This window comes from Nocardia alba NBRC 108234, assembly GCF_001612665.1.
Taxonomy (GTDB): domain Bacteria; phylum Actinomycetota; class Actinomycetes; order Mycobacteriales; family Mycobacteriaceae; genus Nocardia; species Nocardia alba.
Genome location: NZ_BDAX01000009.1, coordinates 19,609 through 42,198 on the forward strand (window position 1 = coordinate 19,609; position 22,590 = coordinate 42,198).

24 protein-coding genes are annotated in these 22,590 nt (G+C 67.9%); 5 read left to right on the forward strand and 19 right to left on the reverse strand.

Annotated elements, in window-relative coordinates; genetic code table 11:
* Positions 1-67 precede the first annotated feature (67 nt).
* From frr to rpsB, 4 genes are all read right to left on the reverse strand, one after another.
* Positions 68-625, reverse strand: coding sequence for a ribosome recycling factor (gene frr / locus NA12_RS10725; protein WP_067449478.1), 558 nt, complete (start codon positions 623-625; stop codon positions 68-70).
* Positions 626-674: 49 nt separating this feature from the next.
* Positions 675-1,403: a UMP kinase gene (gene pyrH / locus NA12_RS10730; protein ID WP_067448936.1), complete on the reverse strand. Its 729-nt coding sequence runs from the start codon at positions 1,401-1,403 to the stop codon at positions 675-677.
* A gap of 168 nt (positions 1,404-1,571) precedes the next feature.
* Positions 1,572-2,396, reverse strand: a complete 825-nt coding sequence (gene tsf / locus NA12_RS10735) for a translation elongation factor Ts (RefSeq protein WP_067448938.1) — start codon at positions 2,394-2,396, stop codon at positions 1,572-1,574.
* Positions 2,397-2,504: 108 nt separating this feature from the next.
* The gene (gene rpsB, locus NA12_RS10740) at positions 2,505-3,362 is read right to left on the reverse strand and encodes a 30S ribosomal protein S2 (protein ID WP_067448940.1); all 858 of its coding nucleotides are present in this window, start codon (positions 3,360-3,362) and stop codon (positions 2,505-2,507) included.
* A gap of 415 nt (positions 3,363-3,777) precedes the next feature.
* Here rpsB and NA12_RS10750 point away from each other — a divergent pair, with 415 nt between their 5' ends.
* The 3 genes from NA12_RS10750 (at position 3,778) to NA12_RS10760 (ending at position 5,784) form a co-directional block, all read left to right on the forward strand.
* On the forward strand, positions 3,778-4,530 hold the full coding sequence (locus NA12_RS10750; protein WP_132369659.1) for a hypothetical protein: 753 nt from the start codon (positions 3,778-3,780) through the stop codon (positions 4,528-4,530).
* A gap of 200 nt (positions 4,531-4,730) precedes the next feature.
* Positions 4,731-5,210, forward strand: coding sequence for a M23 family metallopeptidase (locus tag NA12_RS10755; RefSeq protein WP_371855989.1), 480 nt, complete (start codon positions 4,731-4,733; stop codon positions 5,208-5,210).
* 61 nt (positions 5,211-5,271) lie between these two features.
* Positions 5,272-5,784: a DUF1990 domain-containing protein gene (locus tag NA12_RS10760; protein ID WP_067448946.1), complete on the forward strand. Its 513-nt coding sequence runs from the start codon at positions 5,272-5,274 to the stop codon at positions 5,782-5,784.
* A gap of 31 nt (positions 5,785-5,815) precedes the next feature.
* On the opposite strand, the gene NA12_RS10765 is transcribed toward NA12_RS10760, so the two are convergent.
* The 15 genes from NA12_RS10765 to NA12_RS10835 all read right to left on the reverse strand — a co-directional run bounded on the left by NA12_RS10765 (position 5,816) and on the right by NA12_RS10835 (position 20,906).
* A complete protein-coding gene (locus NA12_RS10765; RefSeq protein WP_243654686.1) occupies positions 5,816-6,157 on the reverse strand; it encodes a GatB/YqeY domain-containing protein in 342 nt (113 codons plus the stop codon).
* A 194-nt stretch (positions 6,158-6,351) separates the two neighbouring features.
* Positions 6,352-6,651 (reverse strand): DUF202 domain-containing protein, encoded by a 300-nt coding sequence (locus NA12_RS10770; protein WP_084472657.1) that lies wholly within the window; start codon positions 6,649-6,651, stop codon positions 6,352-6,354.
* Complete coding sequence (locus NA12_RS10775) at positions 6,648-7,013, reverse strand: YidH family protein (RefSeq protein WP_067449480.1); 366 nt, start codon at positions 7,011-7,013, stop codon at positions 6,648-6,650. The genes NA12_RS10770 and NA12_RS10775 overlap by 4 nt, the downstream gene beginning before the upstream one ends.
* A gap of 348 nt (positions 7,014-7,361) precedes the next feature.
* The gene (locus NA12_RS10780; RefSeq protein ID WP_067448950.1) at positions 7,362-8,285 is read right to left on the reverse strand and encodes a tyrosine recombinase XerC; all 924 of its coding nucleotides are present in this window, start codon (positions 8,283-8,285) and stop codon (positions 7,362-7,364) included.
* A 371-nt stretch (positions 8,286-8,656) separates the two neighbouring features.
* The gene (dprA, locus tag NA12_RS10785) at positions 8,657-9,838 is read right to left on the reverse strand and encodes a DNA-processing protein DprA (protein WP_067448952.1); all 1,182 of its coding nucleotides are present in this window, start codon (positions 9,836-9,838) and stop codon (positions 8,657-8,659) included.
* Positions 9,835-11,343, reverse strand: coding sequence for a YifB family Mg chelatase-like AAA ATPase (locus tag NA12_RS10790; RefSeq protein ID WP_067448954.1), 1,509 nt, complete (start codon positions 11,341-11,343; stop codon positions 9,835-9,837). Before NA12_RS10790 ends, dprA begins: the two co-directional genes overlap by 4 nt.
* Complete coding sequence (locus NA12_RS10795) at positions 11,343-11,699, reverse strand: YraN family protein (protein ID WP_067448956.1); 357 nt, start codon at positions 11,697-11,699, stop codon at positions 11,343-11,345. The genes NA12_RS10790 and NA12_RS10795 overlap by 1 nt, the downstream gene beginning before the upstream one ends.
* Positions 11,700-11,789: 90 nt before the next feature.
* Positions 11,790-12,095 carry a DUF2469 domain-containing protein gene (locus NA12_RS10800; protein ID WP_011210678.1) on the reverse strand — a complete coding sequence of 102 codons (306 nt, stop codon included), beginning with the start codon at positions 12,093-12,095 and terminating at the stop codon, positions 11,790-11,792.
* A gap of 45 nt (positions 12,096-12,140) precedes the next feature.
* Positions 12,141-12,845: a ribonuclease HII gene (locus tag NA12_RS10805; protein ID WP_084472661.1), complete on the reverse strand. Its 705-nt coding sequence runs from the start codon at positions 12,843-12,845 to the stop codon at positions 12,141-12,143.
* A gap of 135 nt (positions 12,846-12,980) precedes the next feature.
* Positions 12,981-13,739 (reverse strand): signal peptidase I, encoded by a 759-nt coding sequence (gene lepB / locus NA12_RS10810; protein WP_084472662.1) that lies wholly within the window; start codon positions 13,737-13,739, stop codon positions 12,981-12,983.
* Between the two features lie 86 nt (positions 13,740-13,825).
* A complete protein-coding gene (gene rplS / locus NA12_RS10815; RefSeq protein WP_067448960.1) occupies positions 13,826-14,167 on the reverse strand; it encodes a 50S ribosomal protein L19 in 342 nt (113 codons plus the stop codon).
* A 158-nt stretch (positions 14,168-14,325) separates the two neighbouring features.
* Positions 14,326-15,204, reverse strand: a complete 879-nt coding sequence (locus NA12_RS10820) for a hypothetical protein (protein WP_067448962.1) — start codon at positions 15,202-15,204, stop codon at positions 14,326-14,328.
* Positions 15,205-15,232: 28 nt separating this feature from the next.
* Positions 15,233-17,614 (reverse strand): Tex family protein, encoded by a 2,382-nt coding sequence (locus tag NA12_RS10825; protein WP_084472664.1) that lies wholly within the window; start codon positions 17,612-17,614, stop codon positions 15,233-15,235.
* A 65-nt stretch (positions 17,615-17,679) separates the two neighbouring features.
* Entirely contained in the window at positions 17,680-19,293 is a 1,614-nt protein-coding gene (locus NA12_RS10830) for an AMP-binding protein (protein ID WP_067448964.1), read from the reverse strand.
* Complete coding sequence (locus NA12_RS10835; RefSeq protein ID WP_067448966.1) at positions 19,293-20,906, reverse strand: AMP-binding protein; 1,614 nt, start codon at positions 20,904-20,906, stop codon at positions 19,293-19,295. The genes NA12_RS10830 and NA12_RS10835 overlap by 1 nt, the downstream gene beginning before the upstream one ends.
* 95 nt (positions 20,907-21,001) lie before the next feature.
* Between NA12_RS10835 and NA12_RS10840 the strand changes: the two genes are divergently transcribed.
* Together NA12_RS10840 and NA12_RS10845 are read left to right on the forward strand one after the other, a co-directional pair.
* On the forward strand, positions 21,002-21,844 hold the full coding sequence (locus tag NA12_RS10840; protein ID WP_067448968.1) for a helix-turn-helix transcriptional regulator: 843 nt from the start codon (positions 21,002-21,004) through the stop codon (positions 21,842-21,844).
* A gap of 377 nt (positions 21,845-22,221) precedes the next feature.
* A complete protein-coding gene (locus NA12_RS10845) occupies positions 22,222-22,590 on the forward strand; it encodes a VOC family protein (protein ID WP_067448970.1) in 369 nt (122 codons plus the stop codon).

The following is a 22,590-nucleotide window of genomic DNA, read 5'->3' on the forward strand; positions in this document are numbered from 1 at the left end:
TTGTCCCGTCGCTCAACTCGTCGTTCCGTTCATCCCCCGCACGAGCGGGACTGGCGAGATCTGGCGCTCAGACCTCGAGCAGTTCGGCTTCCTTGTGCTTGACCAGCTCGTCGACCTGCGCCACGTACTTGGCGGTGGTCTTGTCGAGCTCCTTCTCGGCGCGCCCGACCTCATCCTCACCCGCTTCGCCATCCTTCTGGATGCGACCCAGTTCGTCCATCGCCTTGCGACGCACGTTGCGAATCGAGACCTTGGCGTCCTCGCCCTTGCTCTTGGCCATCTTGACCATCTCGCGGCGACGTTCCTCGGTGAGCTGTGGCACCGAGATGCGCAGGATGTCGCCGTTGTTGGTCGGGTTAACGCCCAGGTCGGAGTTGCGAATGGCGTTCTCGATCAGGCCGAGCGAGCTCTGCTCGTAGGGCTTGATCACGACCATGCGCGGCTCGGGCACGGTGATGCTCGAAACCTGGGTGATCGGGGTGAGCGAGCCGTAGTACTCGATCAGCACGCGGGTGAACATGCCCGGGTTGGCGCGACCGGTACGGATGCTGCCCAGGTCGTCCTTGGCCACCGTTACGGCTTTTTCCATCTTCTCTTCGGCATCGAAGAGCGCTTCATCAATCACGACCGAATCCTCCACAGCGTCGTCATCGTCATCGTCCGCGGGTGCGGGGTCACGACCGAACCAGGGTGCCGATGGGTTCACCGGCGACTGCGCGGGCAATATTGCCCTCGATCAACAAATTGAACACCAGCATCGGCATCTGGTTGTCCATGCAGAGACTGAAGGCAGTGGCATCGGCCACCTTCAGACCCTTCTCGATCACTTCCTTGTGAGTGATCTCGGTGAACATGCTCGCGTTCGGCTCGACGCGCGGGTCGGCGTCGAAGACACCGTCGACCGCTTTGGCCATCAGCACCACCTCGGCGCCGATTTCCAGCGCGCGCTGGGCGGCGGTGGTATCGGTGGAGAAGTAGGGCATGCCCATTCCCGCGCCGAAGATCACGACGCGCCCCTTCTCGAGGTGGCGCTTGGCGCGTAGCGGCAGGTAGGGCTCGGCGACCTGGCCCATCGTGATGGCGGTCTGCACGCGGGTGTCCACGCCCTGCTGCTGGAGGAAATCCTGGAGGGCGAGGCTGTTCATCACGGTGCCGAGCATGCCCATATAGTCGGAACGGGCCCGCTCCATACCGCGCTCCTCCAACTCGGCGCCGCGGAAGAAGTTGCCGCCGCCGATCACCACGGCCACCTGCACGCCGGTCTCGACGATCTCGGCGATCTGCTCGGCCACGGTCTGCACGACGTCGGGATCGAGGCCTACCCCGCCACCACCGAACATCTCCCCACCCAGCTTGAGCAGCACCCGGTGGTATCCAGGGCGGTCGTTACCCGGGTCGGTCATGGGTGTTCGTCTCCTTCGGCGAGGTCGAGAGCGGGGCGAGCAGGCGGCATCCATCCTGCCCTATCAGGTTGCGGCCACCCGGAAGTGGGGTCGGTCGATCCATGAGGAAAGCCCCTCCGACGCGGCATCACACCGCGCCGAAGAGGCTTTTCGTGGAGTTCAGGCGGATCAGGCCTGGCCGACCTCGAAACGAGCGAAACGCTTCACGTTCACGCCCGCGTCTTCCAGAAGCGCCTTGACGGTCTTCTTGGAGTCGGTGACGGCGGACTGCTCGAGCAGCACGACGTCCTTGAAGAAGCCGTTGACGCGGCCTTCGGTGATCTTCGCCAGCGCGGCCTCGGGCTTGCCCTCTTCGCGCGCGGTCTCCTCGGCGATGCGACGCTCGGCGTCGACGATATCGGCGGGCACCTCCTCGCGGGTCAGGTACTTGGCCTTGAGCGCGGCCACCTGCATGCCGGCGGCACGCGCGGCATCGGCGGCGCCGTCGCCGGTGCCCTCGTACTCCACCAGCACGCCGACGGCGGGCGGCAGGTCCGAAGCACGCTTGTGCAGGTAGGTGGCGACGGTGCCGTCGAAGGACACGACGCGACGCAGTTCCAGCTTCTCGCCGATCTTGGCCGACAGCGCCTGCACGGCGTCGTCAACGGTGCCGTCGGTCAGCTTGAGCGCCTTCAGACCGTCCAGGTCGGCGGGCTTGGCAGCGGCGGCCGCAGTGACGATGGCGTCGGCCAGCTGCTGGAACTCAGCGTTCTTGGCGACGAAGTCGGTCTCGCAGTTGATCTCGACCATGACGCCGTCCTTGGCGATGACCAGACCCTCGGCGGTCGCGCGCTCGGCGCGCTTGCCGACGTCCTTGGCGCCCTTGATGCGCAGCACCTCGACGGCCTTGTCGAAATCGCCGTCGGAGTCGGCCAGCGCGTTCTTGCAGTCCATCATGCCGGAGCCGGTGAGCTCCCGGAGCCGCTTCACATCAGCAGCGGTGTAGTTCGCCATATGCGGCGAGCCTCCTCGTGTGTGGGGTGCTTGAGTGTTAACACCACCTTGCCGACCGCTTCTGAATTCAGAAGGGCCGGCAAGGTGAACGTAAAGCTACCGGTCAGCTCAGAAGTCAGCCGGGGTGTGCTGCGCCGGGTCGGCCTCGGCCTCGGCCGGGGTCTCGACGGCTTCGGCTACCTCAGCGGCCGGGGTCGCCGAGGACAGGAGCTCCTGCTCCCACTCGGCCAGCGGCTCGCCTGCGCCGGCTTCGGGCTTCGCGTCGCCGGAAGCCTGGCCCGCGCGGGCCTGCACGCCCTCGGCCACCGCGGAAGCGACGACCTTGGTGAGCAGTGCGGCGGAACGGATCGCGTCGTCGTTACCCGGGATCGGGTAATCGACCAGGTCGGGGTCGCAGTTGGTATCCAGGATCGCGATGACCGGGATGTTCAGCTTGCGCGCCTCGCCGACGGCGATGTGCTCCTTGTTGGTATCGACGATCCAGATGGCCGAGGGAACCTTGGCCATGTCACGGATACCGCCGAGGGTGCGGTCCAGCTTGGTCATCTCACGCGTGAGCATGAGGATTTCCTTCTTGGTGCGACCCTCGAAGCCACCGGTCTGCTCCATCGCCTCGAGTTCTTTGAGGCGCTGCAGGCGCTTGTGCACGGTGGAGAAGTTGGTGAGCATGCCACCCAGCCAACGCTGGTTGACGTAGGGCATTCCGACGCGCAGCGCCTCGGAAGCGATCGACTCCTGGGCCTGCTTCTTGGTCCCGACGAAGAGGACGGTGCCACCGTGGGCGACAGTCTCCTTGACGAACTCGTAGGCCTTGTCGATGAAGGTCAGCGTCTGCTGCAGGTCGATGATGTAGATGCCGTTGCGGTCGGTGAAGATGAACCGCTTCATCTTCGGGTTCCACCGACGAGTCTGGTGGCCGAAGTGCGCGCCGCTGTCGAGCAGCTGCTTCATAGTTACGACAGGCATAGCCCTCGTATCTCTCTTTCGTTGCCGGTTGTCGCTGTCGATCGGTGATCGACTGCCCTGGCGCCACCGAAACCGCCGGACCCGATTCGAAGAATCCGGGACCAGCCGACGATTTCCTGTTCATCCGCTGGAGAACTCGCGCTGACCTGCCCTTGCGGACCGTCTGCATTGCGAGCGACGACCGGATGGACGAGCACGGGTGGCGCGCGAAGTCGGTCCGTGCTGTGCACACGCAATGGCTGCTGAGCACAAACCGCTTGTTCAGTCTACGCGGAGCCGGGCCAGGTCCGAAATCGGCCCTGCGCGACGACCGCCCGGATCGCGAATGAAGCACGCGATATCCACAAGGAGGAAAGTTGTCCACAATCCCGAAATCGTCGTCCCGGCGCGGTTGTCCTGCACCCAGAGTTGGGGCATGCACATGTTGACACGCACCCTGATCACCACTTTTCCGTTGCTCTGCGCGGCGGGAGTCGCTGCCGCACCGGCGGCGGCGCACCCCGACGGCGGCACTCAACCGGCACGTCGACCGCCCACCGCGGAGGTTGCACCGTCGGTCCCCCACCACCGTGACCCATCGCCGAAATGCGCTGAGGGAGGAACGTGGACAGCCGTCGTCGCGACCCACCCCTCCGAGCGGGTGGGCCAAGCGATTCGCCCGGCACAGCAGGCGGGCGCGCCCGGCACGGTGCCGATCGCGCCGCACGGGTCGAAACCGCCGTCGAACTCGCCGGGCACTCCGGCGGCAGGTCGACCGGCGGGGGACATTCCTGTCGCGGTCGTCCTCGGAGCGGCGGTAGCCGTCGAACTCCCGCCGAGGCCCTCGCCGAACGGCATGCGCGGCGCCAGCGTGCCGGGACAAATGCCGCAGCAGCCCTCCATCACCGTCCCTTGTGGTCGGGAGCCGACCGTGGTTCCCGTGATCGTGCCTCGACGCGAACTCGTTCCCGCGCCGGTTCCGGTTCAGGTGACGATCCACGATCTCGGTTCCGCGCCGGCGCGGCCGCAGGGGATCGACCAGAGCGCGGGGGCTCGGTCGGAGATCGAGGTCCTGGTCCGGGTCGGCGACGGGAGCGGGTCGGCGACGGAGTTGCCCGCGGTCGTGCGGGAGATGCTTCGATCGTTGGCGCCGCAGCACCGTGTACCGACACCGCGACCGCACCGCTGAGACCGCGGTTGTCCGGCAGCCACGACGGCGCGCTGCGGGTGACGCCGCGCCCTCGGCGAGTCGATCGCTGGCAGCTCGACCGCGGCGCGTGGTCGGCGGTGGCGAACCGTCACGAGCGCGTTCTCCTCCTCGGAAACCTGCGACCGACAGTGACACGGAGGCGGTCGGTGCTCGCGCGAGTACTGGGGATCGCCTGCTCCGTGGCGATCGTGCTCGGTGGTGCGGTGCCTGCCGATGCGGCCGAAGCGGGGCCGTTCGGCTGGCCCTTGCGACCGCGCCCGACGGTGGAGCGCCCATTCGACAAGCCGGAGCGGAATTGGCTGCCGGGGCACCGAGGGGTGGATCTGGCGGGGATAGCCGGACAGGCCGTGCTGGCGGCAGGCGAGGGCATCGTGGTGTTCGCGGGGGAAGTGGCGGGCAAACCGGTGGTGTCCATCGATCATCCGGGCGGCTTGCGCACCACCTATGAACCGGTGACGGCGCAGGTCGCGGTAGGAAGCCGGGTGGCCAGGGGCACACCCGTCGGCAAGCTGGTGGCCGGGCACGAGGGGTGTCCGGCCGCGGCCTGCCTGCACTGGGGAGCCCGCCGTGAGTCCGGTGCCCACAGCCGGCGCGAATACCTCGACCCGCTCGGACTCCTGCACGAGGTACCGGTCCGCTTGAAACCGTGGGAACCGTGATGTGACGAAACGCTCCGCCACCCCGAGACCGCGGCGGCGCGCAGCGGACGAGAATCGAGACGTGTCCGAGAAATCAGCACCTTTCACCTACCCCGAAGTGGGTGCCACTCGCGCCGTGATGCCCGAGGGGTACCACCGGTTCCGAAATCGGCGGCCGATCGGCCACGGCCGCGATCTGTTCGAGCGCGCGGCCACCCACATCCTCGACTTCGGAATACAGAAGGGCGTTGGCGCTTTTCGAAGCGCCGACACCGAAACCGCACAGCCCGGAACCGAATTGACGGTAGTTCTGCGCATCTGGCCACTCGACATCAGCGCGCCGTGCCGCGTCGTCTACGTCCTGGACGAACCCGACCGCCGGGGTTTCGCCTACGGAACGCTGCCGGGACATCCAGAAGTCGGCGAGGAGCTGTTCGCCGTCGAATACGACCCGGCCGACGACACCGTCTACGGCCTGGTCGCCGCCTTCTCCCGGCCGGGCGCCTGGTACGTCCGCCTCGGCGGACCTGTGGTCCGGTTGATCCAGCGCTGGTTCGCCCACCGGTACCTGAATACCCTGCCCACCAACAGCTGACGTAGCGCCGGGCCCGGACGGGGTGCGGATGTCAGAACAGTACGGCCAGCGCGTCGGCTTCCGCAGTCAACCGATCGCGACGGTCGATCGCACCGAGCCGGTCGTACTCGGTTGCCGCGGAACGTCTCTCATCGATCTCACGGCGAACGATCGCCTCGATCTCGACCTCGGTGAGGTCGCGGCGAGCCGCCTCGGCCGCACCGAGACCGACCGGGCTCTCCTCTACGGCGCCGGCCCGCACGTCACCGGCATCGACCGCCTCCGCGTTATCGATAGCGGCGAGCGCTGAACGTAACGCCGAGACCGCACCGGCGTCACGGGCCTTCATCGCGGGTTTCAATGCGGCACGCAACCGCTCACGCAGGGAAGTCACGTCCACCACACTATTTTCCGGCCCGGCGGGCGTCGACCGATTTCCTCCGACCATCGGGCCACCACCGCGCCAATGATCGATCCGGCGCACAAGTGATAGGTCGCGGCGTACCGAGATGCGCGGGTCGCGGTGTCGCTTGCTGAACAGCCTCCGCGCGACGGTGCGGTCCCGCGATGTGTCGCGGAGCGGCCGCGCTATCCGTTGAGCAGCACAGTGAGCACCGCGATGACGGAGACGGTCGCGACGGCGAGGGTGGTGGTCGCGACGAATCGGGCAGAGCCGCCCACATGTCCGCGATCGAGTGCGCGCCCGCGCGCCCAGCCGACTACGGCCAGGAGCAGGGCGACTGTGGCGGCGGCGAGCGGAATCGACCACCTCGGCCGACCGTCGACGGTTGCCTCGTGGGCCAGGAGCATCGCGCAGGCGGCCGCCCCGAGTGCGGTACGCCGCCAGGCCAGGGCGGTGCGCTCCATCGCCAAGGTCGGTGCGGTCACGACAGCATGACCGCCACGCAGGCGAGCACGGCGACAACCGCGACACCGGCCGACAACACAGGGACGAGAACTGTCCCCGGCAACGAACGGCCCGCCCGCATCGCGAGATCCACCCGACGCCAGTGCCGGAAGGCGACGACCGCGACGGCCAGCGCCATGATCAGGCAGATGATCGAGATGGCGCCCGCGAATCCGGCCAGCCGGGTCGGCTGAACGAGAGTATGTACCGCGACACCGCCCGCGAGCAGGCCGATCGCGGTCCTGATCCACGCCAGAAACGTGCGCTCGTTGGCCAGGGTGAACCGATAGTCCACCTCCTCCTCGCCGTCCTCCGACTCGGCCCCGACCCCGGGCAACGTCACAACCACCACCTCCTGCCCCCATCATGCGCTACCCCGATCCGCCCGCTCAGGATCACCGCGAGCGTGGCGTCGACCCTGTCGGTCGACGGTGGTGCGAGCGACGTACAGGCGATCGCCGTCGCATGTACCCGACGCCACGGCTCTCCGCCCACGCACAACCACCACCGACTGGCGGAAAGGTGCGGTGGCGAAGGCACCGTTGCGTGGTGCACCGTTGCGCGGCTACCTCGATCGGCTCACGCGCCGGGATCGCACCGCGGCCGAGCACGCGTGGCGGGAGGCTCTCGACAGGGGTATCGACGACGATGCTCGCCCGCGACAGCGGGAACCGGCAGGGTTGCGGGCGGGTCAGGCGCGGGGGTGGGCCTGGTCGTGAACTCGTTTGAGTCGTTCTACCGAGACATGGGTGTACAGCTGGGTGGTCGCCATGCTGGCGTGACCGAGGAGTTCCTGGACAACGCGCAGGTCGGCGCCCCCTTCGAGGAGATGGGTGGCGGCGGTGTGGCGTAGGCCGTGCGGGCCCATATCGGGAGCGCCGGGGATCGCGGCGATGACCTCGTGAACGACGGCGCGGGCCTGTCGCTGGTCGAGGCGACGGCCACGTTGGCCGATGAGCAAGGCGCGGCCCGAATCGCTGTTGACCAGTGCGGGGCGACCGGCCCTGAGCCAGGCGTCCAGCGCGGTGTCGGCGGGACCACCGAACGGCACCGAGCGCTCCCTGTTGCCCTTGCCGAGCACCCGCACCAGGCGACGCTCCCGATCGATATCGTCGAGATCGAGCCCGCACAGCTCACTGACCCGAATTCCGGTGGCGTACAACAACTCCACAACCAGACGATCGCGCAGCGCCATCGGATCCTGCTGTGCCGCCCCGGATTCCGCCGCGTCCATCGCCTGCTCGGCTTGCTTGCGGCCGAGCACCGCGGGCAGCACACGATGGGCTGTCGGCGCCTGCAGGCGCAGCCCCGGGTCGACGCCGAGCCGCCCGGTCTCGGTCAACCACGCCGTGAAAGTCCTTGCCGCCGAAGCTCGCCGAGCCAAAGTCGTCCGCGCCACCCCGGCCGCCGCGAGCTCCGCCAGCCACGACCTCAGCAACGGCAGATCCAGTTCTCGCACCGCCGAATCCGCCGACCGCGCGTACAGATGCTCGAGCAGCGAGCGCACATCCCCGAGATAAGCCCGCACGGTATGCGCCGACCGATTCCGCCCCAACCGCAGATGCCGCCCGAACTCGGTGAGCAGTGCGGTCAGGTCATCAGGAAGCACATCCATAACCCCACCGTCACCCTTACCCGCCCCCCGCGCAACCCACCACGCCGCCGTTCGACGGCGAGCCCTGCACCCCACGTATTGCGCGGGTCTGTTCGTTTCCGCCTTCATCGCCGCCGTGCCGACCATCAGGCTCGCCTGCCATCGGGGTCTGGACGAAGGCATCCGGGGTCCGGGGTCCGGGGTCCGGGGTCCGGGGTCCGGGGTCCGGGGTCCGGGGTCCGGGGTCCGGGGTCCGGGAGACAGTGGCATCGAACAGCGATGCCAGGGTGGCGCGCATCCGGCGGACTGCTCCGTCGCGACCTAGCGCGAAAGGACATGACGCAGCTGAACCGCCCCAGGTCGATGTCCGTCATCCGCCGAGCGCGCCGCCATCAGCTCGCCTGTCGGCGCGATGTCCGAAACCATCCGTCCGAGTCGCAGCCGACCAGTTGGGCGAGTTCCAGGCTCGGCAGGACCGCCCGGACGGTCGCCAGGTCCAGTCCGGATTGTTGAGACAGTTCGCGAGGTAGGCGCGAACCGATGACGGGGAGCGCCGCATAGATCTCGGCTTCGGCCCCGCGCAGATCGGCACCCGGCTCCGCCGGGTTGCCGTCGGTGACCGGGAGCCGCAGTGGCCCTGCCTCGTCGACGACGTCGTCGGCGCGGGTGACCAGCACAGCCTCCCCGTCTCTGATCATTCGATGACAGCCCGCCGAGGAAGCCGACCCCACGGGCCCGGGCACAGCCATGGCGGGCCGACCCAGCCTGCGGGCCCACTTCACAGTGTTGCGAGCGCCGCTGCGCAGACCCGCTTCGACCACCAGCACGCCGTCCCCGAGGGTCGCGATCAATCGATTCCTGGCCAGGAACTGGTGTTTCTGCGCCGAGATGCCCGGCGGGTATTCGCTCACGACCAGACCGCTGTCGGCGATGGCGGCGAGAAGGCGGTCGTGCTGCGCCGGATAGGGGCGGTCGACACCGCAGGCAAGGACCGCGACCGTGGCTCCGCCGACGGCGAGGGCCGCCCGGTGTGCCGCCGCGTCGATGCCGAAAGCCGCACCGGAGACGATTGTCCAGCCCCGGCCTGCCAGGTCGCACGCGATCTCGCTCGCCACCTGCAACCCGTATCCGCTGCTACACCGCGAACCGACCACCGCGACGGCGCGTTCGGACGCGGTGTGCAGGGAGAGGGGACCACGCGCCCACAGCACCAGCGGGACCGCCGCCTCGCGATCGCGCTCGGTGTCGAGTTGATCGAGTCCGAGCATCCGCCAGCTGGGCCATTCGTCGTCGTCGGGCGTGATCACCCGCCCGCCCAGACGTTCGATGGCGTCCACATCCGCTGCCGCCGAGTCCATCTCGCGTCGTGCGGCGGTGGGACCGCGCAATGCCGTGGGCAGCTCGCGCTCACGGACCGCCCGCGCGGCCTCGCACACCCCGACCGACGCGATCAATGCCGACAGTGGCGCACACGGCCCCTGCACCACCCGCGACAGATATACCCAGGCGAGTCTGCGTTCGTCCGGATCACCGTCGGGGTCCACCGCCGCGCCGACCGCACGCACCTCGCTCATTGCGCACCTCGCTGCCGGAAGTTCAACGCCGACATCACATCCCGCACCGTGGGCAGTTCCCCTTCGCGCAGATCGCAGACCGTCCACGCGACCCGGATCGCGCGATCGGCGCCGCGGGCCGACATGCGTCCCAGCCGCAAGGCCGTCTCGATCGGCGCGATCGATTCCCGCGGCAAGGTGAATCGCTTGCGCAGAACATGACCCGGCACTTCGGCATTGGTAGCCCACCCGTCCTCGCTCCACCGCTGCGCCGCGCGGGCTCTTGCCCGCGCGACGCGTTCGGCCACCGTGCTGCTGCCCTCGGCCTGATCGTCGCCGAACGTCGTACCGGCCTGCCCGTGCATCTGAACCCAGATATCGATGCGGTCCAGCAGCGGCCCGGACAGTTTTCCCAGGTACCGACGTCGCGCCAGGGGCGCGCAGATGCAGTCCACGTCGCGGGCCGGCGCACACGGACAGGGATTGGCCGCCAATACGAGCTGGAAGCGGGCAGGGTAGCGAGCAACGCCGTCGCGCCGGGCGATGCGCACCTCCCCCTCTTCTAGCGGGGTCCGTAGTGCCTCCAGCACTTTGGTGCCGATCTCGGCGCATTCGTCGAGGAACAGCACCCCGCGATGGGCCCGGCTGACCGCGCCCGGACGGGCCATGCCGGAACCACCGCCGATCATGGCGGTCACCGATGTCGAATGATGCGGCGCGACAAAGGGCGCCAGCGTGAGCAACGGCTGTTCGGCCGACAGCGATCCCGCCATCGAATGGATCGCGGTCACCTCCAGGGACTCGGCTTCCGACAGCGGTGGCAACAGCCCCGGAAGGCGTTGCGCCAACATCGTTTTGCCGATCCCGGGCGGCCCCGTGAGCAGCAGGTGGTGCCCGCCGGCGGCAGCGACCTCCAGTGCCCAGCGCGCCTCGTCCTGTCCGACGACATCGCTGAGGTCACCGCACGGCGTCTGTGTTCCCGGCACCACACCGTCGGGTTCGAGCAGCGCGCCCTCCCCGCGCAGCCATGCCACCACGGCCCGCAGGCTCGTCGCCCCGAGCACCTCGATCCCCTCGACCAGTCCCGCTTCGGCCACCGTCTCGGCGGGCACGACCACCGTGGGCAGCCCGGCTCGACGGGCCGCGATCACCGCGGGCAGCACCCCGCGCACCCGCCGCACCCGACCGTCCAGCGCCAGCTCCCCCAGCAGCACCGTTTTCGCCAGCCGCTCACCGGGCACCGCCCCGGAGGCGTCGAGCACCGAAACCGCCAGGGCGAGGTCGTAGACGCTGCCTATCTTCGGCAACGTCGCGGGCGAGAGTGCCAGGATCACTCGACCGTCGGGCCATCGCTCCCCCGTATTCGCCACCGCCGATCGCACCCGATTGCGCGATTCCTGCAGCGCGGTGTCGGGCAGCCCGACCAGATTCACCGAGGGCAGACCCTGACCGATATCGGCCTCGATCTCCACCAGCTGACCGTCCACCCCGGTCACCGCTACCGACAACGCCCGCCCGAGCGCCATCAGAACGCGCCGGTCAGGTGATCGATGACCGGACCGCGTCCCCGTGGCACCAGCACCGACACGACATCGAAGCGGATGCGCCGCCATGGCCCGTCCTGTTCGGCCAGCCACAGCAGCGCCAACCGGCGGATCCGCTGCTGCTTGGTGAAGGTGACCGACTCGGCCGGAGTGCCGAACCCCAGCCCCGACCGCGTCTTCACCTCGACGAACGCGGTGATCGACGGATCCTGAGCGATCAGGTCCAGCTCACCGTAGCGACACCGCCAATTGCGGGCGACGATCTCCATCCCCGACTCGCACAGATACTGCGCGGCCAGCTTCTCCCCATACGCCCCGAGCGCCTGTTTGTGTGCCATGAGCGAAAGCATGGCCACAGACCCTGACCCGACTGTCCCCGCGACCTGGGCACACAGAAAACCTGTGGATAACCGTGGCCCTGTGGACAACTACTCCGGCAGGCGCAGGTCCGGCTTCTCCAGCTCCTCGATGTTCACGTCCTTGAACGTGATCACCCGAACATGCTTCACGAAGCGTGCCGGGCGGTACATATCCCACACCCACGCATCGCTCATCCGCACTTCGAAATACACCTCGCCGTCGGCGTTCTGCGGACGCAGTTCGACAGAATTGGCCAGGTAGAAGCGCCGTTCGGTCTCCACCACGTACGAGAACTGGCCGACGATGTCCTTGTACTCGCGGTACAACGACAGTTCCATCTCTGTTTCGTACTTCTCGAGGTCCTCAGCACTCACGGGTGGGACGTCCTCCTGCTAGCAGCGCCGCGTTCATTGATCACATCATCGCGCATGTGCCGCGCGGGTAGCCACTCGGCTACCGCCGGGCACCTCTAGTTCCCGCACATTCCGCCAGGAACGGCGGTGTTCGGTGCTCGGTCCGAGCTGCCGCAGGGCGGCGGTGTGCTCGGGCGTGTTGTAGCCCTTGTGCGCGGCGAAACCATAGCCGGGTAGCTGCGCGTCGAGCTCGACCATCATTCTGTCCCTGGTCACCTTGGCCAGGATGCTGGCGGCCGCGATACAGGCCGCGGTGCCGTCGCCACCGATGACGGGCAGTGACGGCGCGGGCAGACCGGGAACCTTGAATCCGTCGGTCAGGATGTAGCCGGGGGTGCGTTCGAGGCCGACGACGGCGCGGCGCATCCCCTCGATATTGGCGACGTGGATACCGATCGAGTCGATCTCCCACGCGGGCACCACGACGACACTCCACGCCAGCGCCAACCGCTGAACCACCGGGAACAGCTCCTCACGAGCCGCCTCCGTGAGTTTCTTGGAGTCGTCGAGCCCGGCGAGCCGGTCGTAGGCCTTGGGCGCCAGCAGGCACGCGGCGACCACCAGCGGTCCCGCGCAGGGTCCGCGTCCCGCCTCGTCGACACCGGCCACCGGCGCGAGGCCACCGCGCACGAGCGCGGCTTCGAGCGTGCGTAGTCCCCCCGCCCGGCGCATCACCATCCGCGGCGGCCAGCTGGTCCGATCGTGCCCCACAGTTCGATTGTCCCGTCGCGTCAGTTCCGCCGGGCGTCCCGGGTACGCACTCACCCGGACCGCCCCGCCTCAACGTGTCAGCTCTCTTGCGCGTTCTCGGTCTTCACCGGACCGGGAACACTCGTCCTCATCGCGTCAGTTCTCTTGCGCGTTCTCGGTCTTCACCGGGCCCATTCGATTAGGCGGCCAGATCTTGAAGACGGTTTTACCGCGAACGTTGTCCACCGGGACCGTGCCCTGCAGATCGTCGCTGACGTGGGCGCGCGAATCGGCCGACTCGTTGCGGTTGTCGCCCATCACCCACAGATTGCCCTCCGGCACCTTCACCGGACCGAACACCCGACCCGCGGGGTACACAGCATTGGGACGATCGGTGTACCAGGGGTAGTCCTTCTTGATGTACGGCTCGTCCAGCGGTTTGCCGTCGACCATCACGCGGCCCTGTGGATCGCAACACTGCACGGTCTGTCCGCCGACCGCGATGACGCGCTTGACCAGATCGTTCTCATCCGGCGGGACCAACCCGAAGTAGGACAGGAAGTTCTGCATACCGCGCACGACGGTGTTGTCCGAACGCACCGACTTGTAGTGCCCGTTCCACGACGGAGGTCCGACGAAGACCACGACATCGCCCGGCCCTGGTTCGGAGCCGTAGTAGCTGATCTTCTGGACGTAGATGCGATCACCGATCAGCAGCGTGTTCTCCATCGACTGCGAGGGGATCACATACGGCCGACCGACGAATGTCACCATCAGCGCGGCGATCACGGCCGCGATCACGATGAGTATCGGCAGCTCCTGCCAGAACGGGCGCTGCTTCCTGTCGCCGCGCTTCTTTTTGCGCCGCCCACCTTCGTCACCCGAATCGGACACCGACTCACTTTCGTCTGCCACGCCGAACAGAGTAGCCCGGCACCCTGACCTGAGTCGGGTGCCGGGCTACCTGAAAAAATCTGGTACTGCGAAGTGCTACTGCGAGATCAGCGCTTTTCCTTGATCTTGGCAGCCTTGCCGCGCAGATCGCGCAGGTAGTACAGCTTGGCGCGACGCACGTCACCACGGGTCACGACATCGATGTGGTCGATGTTGGGGCTGTGCACGGGGAAGGTGCGCTCGACACCGACGCCGAAGGACACCTTGCGGACCGTGAAGGTCTCGCCGATGCCGCCGCCGTGGCGCCGGATCACGACGCCCTTGAAGACCTGCACGCGCTCCTTCGAGCCTTCGATGACCTTCACGTGCACGTTCAGGGTGTCGCCCGGACGGAAGTTGGGGACATCGCTACGCAGCGACTTCTCGTCTACGAAATCAAGGGTGTTCATTTTCCACCTTTTCGGATTCTTTGCGTGAACAGAGGAACCTGGCGGCACTCGCGCGCTCGACCGGTTCATGCTCAGAACAGGAGTGCTCTCGGACATGACTCGTCCAAGGCAACCGGTTCATTGTGCCAGACCGGGTTGCCCTGATCGAAATCGGGCCGTCACTGCTCGTCGGTCTGGTCGGCTCGCCGGCGCGGCAGCAGGTGCGGATGCGGCGCCGGTGCCGAGGGGGCGGGCACAACGGTGCGGGCCAACTCCGCCTCGGCGGCCGTGCGCGCGTGCTCGACGTCGGGCTTGCCCGCGATCAGGTCCTGGATGAAGATCTTCGCGCGGATGACCGGCCGACGATAGCGCCGCTCCCGCGCGACCGCCCGGTTCATGGTCTTGGGCCGGTGACCGTAGCGCCAGCGCGCCCACGGGGCTCCGGGCCTGCTCAATCGCACCGCGCCGACCAGCAGCAGTGGCGTGAAGAACATGCCGAACAGTCCGGTCCAGATCTTGCCCTTGGCGATCACGATCGCCGCCAATACGAGGTTCACCGCGATCGTGACCGCAACCCCGACCCGCACCCCGACGCCGCGCGATGCCCGGAAGTCGTCGTAGTCCAGAAAGGTCGCGGGCTGCACGCCGAGCAGAAGCAGGCCGGTGACCGCGAAGGCGACGAAGACAGCGTCCACTGATGTGCGGCCCTGCTCGGACCAATAGACGTCACGCAGATAGAAGATCAGCGCGAATTCGTCGAGTACCAGCGCAGCGCCGATCCCGAAGACCGCGGCCAGCACGCTCGAGGTGACCTGGGTGGAGTCCTCTGCGGTGGCGATCAGCCCGATGCCCGACAGCAGCACCGTGATCACGCCGAACACCATGTGGTGGATGTGCGTGTCGCCGGCTTTCACATTGCCCGGCCACCAGCGGACGTTGGCGCGGATCATCCGCACGCTGACCCGGATCACCACGAAGCCGAGAATGAAACCCAGGAGGAAACAGAGCAGCGGCAGGCGGCCGTGCTCGATCACCCCTTCCTCGAGCCACCGTCGCATGCCGCCCGCCCTGTCGTCGAGTCGCTACCTACTTGTTGCCGAAACCAGCCGCGCGCAGGGCGTCTGCCATCGAACCGCTCGGTGCCCCAGCCTGTTTGCGCTGGTTGCCGCCGCTGTTGCCCTGACGCCCCTGTCCCTGATTACGGGCCGGTGCCTGGCCACGACCGCCTTGCTGTCCACGACCTCGACCCTGTTGCGCACCACTTCCACGATTGTCCCCCGGTGCGGGCTTGCCCGGCTCGTCATCGAGGCGCAAAGTGAGCCCGATCCGCTGGCGGGCGACGTCGACCTCGAGAACCTTCACCTTCACCACATCACCGGACTTCACCACGTCGCGCGGGTCCTTGACGAAGGTGTGCGACAGCGCCGACACGTGGACCAGACCGTCCTGGTGGACGCCGACATCGACGAACGCGCCGAACGCGGCCACATTCGTGACGACGCCTTCGAGCACCATCCCCGGTTTCAGATCGGCGACCTTCTCGATGCCCGCGGCGAACTCGGCGGTCTTGAACTCCGGACGGGGGTCGCGGCCCGGCTTCTCCAACTCGGCGATGATGTCGCTGACGGTGGGCACACCGAACTTCTCGTCGGTGAAGTCGCCGGGCTTCAGCGCGCGCAGGGTGCTGGTGTTGCCGATGACCTCGGCCATCTCCCGGCCGGTGTGCTCGAGAATGCGGCGCACCACCGGGTAGGCCTCGGGGTGCACAGCGGAGGTGTCGAGCGGGTCGACGCCGCCGCGGATGCGCAGGAAGCCCGCGCACTGTTCGAAAGCCTTCGGCCCCAGGCGCGCGACCTCGAGCAGGGCCTTGCGACTGTTGAAGGGACCGTTCTGATCACGGTGGGCCACAATGCTTTCCGCGACCGACGACGAGACACCCGACACGCGCGAGAGCAGCGGCACCGAAGCGGTGTTCACGTCGACGCCGACCGCGTTCACCGCGTCCTCGACGACCGCGCCCAGCGAGCGCGCGAGCAGCGTCTCGGAGATGTCGTGCTGGTACTGACCGACGCCGATCGACTTGGGATCGATCTTCACCAGTTCGGCGAGCGGGTCCTGCAGACGCCGGGCGATGGAGACAGCGCCGCGCAGCGACACGTCCATGTCGGGCAGTTCGGCCGACGCGTAGGCCGACGCGGAGTACACCGAGGCGCCCGCCTCCGACACCACGATCTTGGTCGGCTTGTTCTCCGGAATCCGCGAGATCAGTTCCACCGCAAGCGCATCGGTCTCACGCGAGGCAGTGCCGTTGCCGATGGCGATGAGTTCGACGCCGAAGCGGGCGACGAGCGCGGCCAGCACGGCGAGGGACTTCTCGGTCTGCCCCTGTGGCTTGTGCGGGTAGATCACCTCGGTCGCGACGGCCTTACCGGTGGCGTCGACGACGGCGACCTTCACGCCGGTGCGGTACCCGGGGTCGAGGCCCATGGTGGTGCGGGTGCCCGCGGGCGCGGCGAGCAGCAGATCGCGCAGGTTCGCGGCGAACACATCGACCGCGTCCTTCTCCGCCGCCTGACGCAACCGCATCCTGGTGTCGATGCCCAGACTCACCGCCAACTTGGTGCGCCAGGCCCAGCGCACGGTGTCGAGCAGCCACGAATCGGCCGGACGGCCCTTGTCGGCGATACCGAAGGCCACCGCGATGCGGCCCTCGTAGATCGTGCGTTCGCCGGGCGCGGGTTCCTCGGTGTCGGCCTCCAGATGCAGCGTGAGCATCTCCTCCTTCTCCCCGCGCAGCAGCGCGAGGATCCGGTGCGAGGGCAGTTTGTGGAAGGGCTCGCTGAACTCGAAGTAGTCGGCGAACTTGGCCCCGGCCTCTTCTTTGCCCGCGCGCACCGTCGAGGTGACCTGGCCGCGGTTCCACATCAGCTCGCGCAGCTCACCGACCAGGTCGGCGTCTTCGGCGAAACGTTCGACCAGGATCGAACGGGCGCCGTCGAGCTGTTCGGCGGTGTAGGCGGCCGGATCCGTGCTCGGGTCGCCGATCAACGCGTCGGCCACCGGCTCGTGTCCGGCCTCGCGCGCTATCTGCGCCTTGGTGCGACGCTTGGGCTTGTACGGCAGGTAGATGTCTTCCAGACGCGCCTTGGTCTCGGCGAGCATGAGCTGGGTGTGCAGGGCGGGATCGAGTTTGCCCTGGCCGCGGATGGATTCGATGATCGCGCCGCGGCGCTCGTCGAGCTCACGCAGATAGCCGAGTCGTTCCTCGAGCTGACGCAACTGGGCATCGTCGAGGCCGTCGGTGGCCTCTTTGCGGTAGCGCGCGATGAACGGAACCGTCGAACCACCGTCGAGCAGTTCGACGGCGGCGCGGACCTGGGCCTCGCGTACCCCCAGTTCATCGGCGATCCGCCTGCCTACGCTGGCGATGGTGGTCGAGCTGTCGGCGATCTCGGGCGCTGTCGTCACAGCCGCAGAGACTACAGCTCATGACCGACACCTCGCTGGCGCCCAGGTCAGGCGGCACCCGAGTGTCAGCCGAGGATTCCCCGGGCGAGATCACGCATCTCGGCCTTGCGGACCTTGCCGGTGACCGTCATCGGGAACTCCTCGACCACGTGTACATAGCGCGGGATCTTGTAGTGGGCCAGGCGGCCCGCGCAGTAGGTACGGACGGCGGCGGCGTCCAATGGTGTCGCGCCCTCGCGCAGGCGGAGCCAGACCATGAGTTCCTCACCGTATTTGTCGTCGGGGACGCCGATGACCTGGGCGTCGACGATGTCGGGGTGGGTGTAGAGGAACTCCTCGATCTCGCGGGGGTAGATGTTCTCGCCGCCGCGGATGACCATGTCCTTGATCCGGCCGGTGACCGCGAGGTAACCGTCGGCGTCCATGACACCGATATCGCCGGTGTGCATCCAGCGGGCGGCGTCGATCGCCTCGGCGGTCTTGTCGGGTTGATCCCAGTAACCGAGCATCACCGAATAACCGCGGGTACACAGCTCGCCCGGTTCGCCGCGCGCCACGGTGCGCCCGGTCTCCGGATCGATCACTTTCACCTCGAGGTGCGGGCCGACCCGGCCGACGGTGGCGGTGCGCCGATCGATGCTGTCGTCGCGACGGGTCTGGGTGGAGACGGGGCTGGTCTCGGTCATGCCGTAACAGATCGAGACCTCACCCATGCCCAGCCGATCGATCACCCGTTTCATCACCTCGACCGGACACGGCGAGCCCGCCATGATGCCGGTGCGCAGGCTCGACAGGTCGTACTCGGCGCCGGAGTCGAGTTCGGCCAGCATCGCGATGAACATCGTCGGCACGCCGTAGAGCGAGGTGCAGCGCTGTGCGGCGACGGCGGCCAGCGCCGCGGCCGGATCGAACGACGGCGCCGGAATCACCGCGGCCGCGCCATGGGAGGTGACCGCGAGGTTGCCCATCACCATGCCGAAGCAGTGGTAGTACGGAACCGGGATGCAGACCCGGTCGGTCTCGGTGTATCCGCACAACTCGCCGACGAAGAACCCGTTGTTGAGGATGTTGTGGTGGCTCAATGTCGCACCCTTCGGGAAACCCGTTGTTCCCGAGGTGTATTGGATGTTGATCGGGTCGTCGGCCGACAGTGTCGCGGCGATCGCGTTCAGTCTTTCGCTGTCCGCGACGGTCGCGGCCACCTGCCGCCACGGCTCGGTGCCCAGGATGAGCACGTGCTCCAGCGTGGGACAGTTCGGCCGGACCTGCTCGATCATCGCGACATAGTCCGAGGACTTGAACTCCGGCGCGGCGATCAGCGTGCGCACCCCGGCTTGGACGAGGACGTATTCGAGTTCGCTGGTGCGGTAGGCGGGGTTGATCGTGACCAGGATCGCGCCGATCTTCGCGGTGGCGTACTGCACGAGAAACCACTCCGCGCAGTTGGGCGCCCAGATGCCCACCCGGTCACCGGGTTCGATGCCGTGCGCCGCCAGCCCGGTCGCGACGGCGTCGACGGCGACGCCCAGTTCGCGGTAGGTCCAGCGGCGCCCCGTCGGGCAGTCGATGAGCGCGTCGCGCGCCGGATAGGCCGCGACGGCACGGTCCAGATTCGCGCCGATGGTGTCGCCGAGCAGTGCGACGTCGGCGGGGCCGCAGCTGTAGCTGAGTTCGGACATCACCGGATCTCCTTGCCGCGCAGCACGAATCGCTGCACCTTGCCGCTCGGCGTCTTGGGCAGACCGGCCACGAAATGGACCCTTCTCGGATAGGCATGGGCAGCGAACTTGTCCTTGACCAGCTGCTGCAGTTCGGCGGCCAGCTCGGCACTGCCCTCGATGCCGGTGCGCAACACCACGAAGGCCTCCAGCACCTCGCCGCGCAGTTCGTCGGGCATTCCGACCACCGCGGCCTCGGCGACCTGATCGTGGAGGACCAGCACGCTCTCGACCTCGAAAGGGCCGATCCGATAGCCCGCCATGATGATCACGTCGTCGTCGCGGGAGCTGAAGCGGAAACTGCCGTCGGCGTCGCGAGAGCCCACGTCACCGGTCAGATACCAGCGTCCGTCGGCGGTGAATCGGCTCGCGGTGCGTTCGGGGTCGTCGAGGTAACCGAGAAACCAGAGCAGTGGGCTGTGGTGAGTATCGATGGCCACGCGGCCGACCTCGCCGGGCGCCGCCTCGATGTCGGCGTCCTCGGCCAGCACCACACACGACCACCCCGGGAGTTGCCTGCCCATCGAACCGAGCGGAACGGCCACATCGAGGGCGGGGTGCCACGCGTGGCAGATCACCATGCCGTGTTCGGTCTGACCGTAGTGGTCGCGCACCGGCACCCCGAGTGCCCGCTGCGACCACGACACCACATCCGGGGTCAACGGCTCACCCGCCGACGACGCCCGCCGCAGCGCGAATCCGTCCGCGATCGCGGCGGTGTCCGCGCGCAACGCCCGGTAAACGGTCGGCGCGGCGGCGAAGTTGGTGACGCCGAAACGCCGCAACACCTCCCAGGTGAGTGGCGCGGAGAAGCCCGCGTGCAGCAGCAGGCTGCGCACTCCGGTGGCCAGCGGCGCGAGGATCGCGTAGTAGAGGCCGTACGCCCAGCCCGGGTCGGCCGCGTTCCAGTAGACATCCCCGGCACGCACGTCCAGGGCGAACTCCTGGTAGGCGTGAAACGACGCCAGCGCGCGGACCGGGATCGGCACGCCTTTGGGAGTGCCGGTGGTGCCGCTGGTGAACAGCTGGACCAGCAAGCCGTCGCCACCTACCGCCACCGATCGCGCGCGGGGGTCGTCGGATCGGTATCCGTCGAGGAGATCGTCGAAACGCAGGGCGCCGGGGGTCCCGGCGTCGCCCGCGACGATCGTTCGGTAGTCGGTCGCCGTGAGTTTCGGCGCCTGGTCCGCGTCGGCGACAACGACTTTCGCGTGGCTCGCCGTCAGCCTGAACTCGATGGCCGGTGGCGCGAACGCGGTGAACAACGGCACGTGCACCGCGCCGCGGCGCCAGATACCCAACAGCGCCACCACGAGCTCGACGGACTTGCCCATCAACGTGGCCACCCGGTCGCCGGGTTGCACGCCCAGGTCGGCCAGCGCGGCGGCGAATCGGGCCGAGCGCTCCCGCAACTCGCCGTAGGTCAACTCGTAGGCGCGCAGGTCGGACTCGATCACCGTGAACGCGATCTGCTCGGCCGGATGCCGGTCGCAGAGCAGATCGGCCGCACAGGCCGCTGGTCGGTCGTAGTGCTCGAGCAGGTCGCGCACCCGCACGTCCAGATCGGTAGTCATCGCAGCTTCTCCTCATCACCGGCTGTCGTCCGCCGGGCCTGTCCTAGAATGTGGCATAGCTCACGTGACCCACTACCCCCGAAAAGGGGTGATCCATGACTTCCCTGTTGCGCCCGCGCGACGGTGACGCGCTGCGCGCCGAGATCCGATGGGTGGCGGGCCGGGCGAGCGTCCCGGTGGTGTTCGGCGGCGCGGTGGATGAGGACACCCTGCTGCTCACCGAGTTCGTCGGCACCGTCACCACGGGTCTGCGCGGCCTGTCGGTGCTGCGCACCTCCGGGCTGGGTGGGCAGGCCATGGAGCACCGCAGGCCCGCGTCGGTGGCCGACTATCGGGGTTCGTCCACCATCACCCACCACTACGACGCCGCGGTCGTCGGCGAAGGCCTGCGGTCGGTGCTGGCCGTGCCCGTGCTGGTCGCCGACCGACCGCGCGCCGTCCTCTACGCCGCCACTCGTGGCACCGCCCCGCTCGGTGACCGCACCGCCGAGGTGATCCTGCAGGCAGGCAGGCGACTGGCCACGGAGATCGCCGTTCGCGACGAGGTGGACCGGCGGGTCCGGCTGCTGGAACTCGCGACGCCGACGACGACCGCACCCGCGGCGACCGAGGAGTTGCGCGAGATCCACGCCGAATTGCGCGCCTTGGCGACGGTCACGGGCGATCCCGCACTGCGCGAGCGGCTTTCCGGGGTATGCGAACGACTGACGGGGGTCCTGACCGGCGAACCGGCCGGCGCGGCGCCACGATTGTCGCGGCGTGAACTCGACGTGCTCGCGCAGGTCGCCCTCGGCTGCTCGAATCAGGAAGCGGCGCTGCGACTCTCACTCGGTGCCGAGACCGTCAAGAGTTACCTGCGGCAGGCGATGAGCAAGCTCGATGCGGGGACGAGATACGAGGCGGTGGCGCGGGCACGTCGACACGGCCTGCTGCCCTGACTGCCACAACCCCTCCATCAAATGTGGGATATATCACGGCAATTCGACTGACGGAGCCGCCTCGCCACCGCTGAGCCGGTTGAGTGGACCGGCAAGGTCTCCCGCCGCGACGCGCAACCACCACACCGCGCGCGTACCCGGGCAGCGCCTGATCGCCCCGTGACGCAGCGTCTGTACTGGGAACATCGGCGCACAGCCCGTTCGGACTCGTCGCATCCGACTCGACCACAGCGACGGACCCCGAAACCGAACCCGTTCCGGATGGAACCAGCAACCCCCACTCTGGACGATCACACAAAGAATGACCTAGATGGATACCCAAATGTCTTTAGCGCAAAACAATCTCGGTGCCCGTCCGGCCCGGTAGCGTCGCTTCGATGACGGAGCCTTTTCAACTGGCCGGCCTCTCACTGGACTGTGACAACCCCGAGTCCCTCGCCCGCTTCTATCTCGGGCTGCTCGGTGGCCGTGTCCTGTGGAACGACGCGCACAGCGTGGGCATCCGCATCCCGTCGGGACTGACGGTCGCCGCGCAACGGGTGGAGGACTATTCTCCGCCGCGGTGGCCCGGAACCGCCGCTGTGCACCTGGATCTCGCCGCCGACGCCGACCTCGACCTCTGCGAGCAGCACGCCCTCGCGATCGGCGCGAAACCCGCACCGGTACAACCGGATCCGCGCTGGCGTGTCTTGCTCGACCCGGCCGGGCATCCGTTCTGTATCACCACCCGGGTGATCCCGGGATAG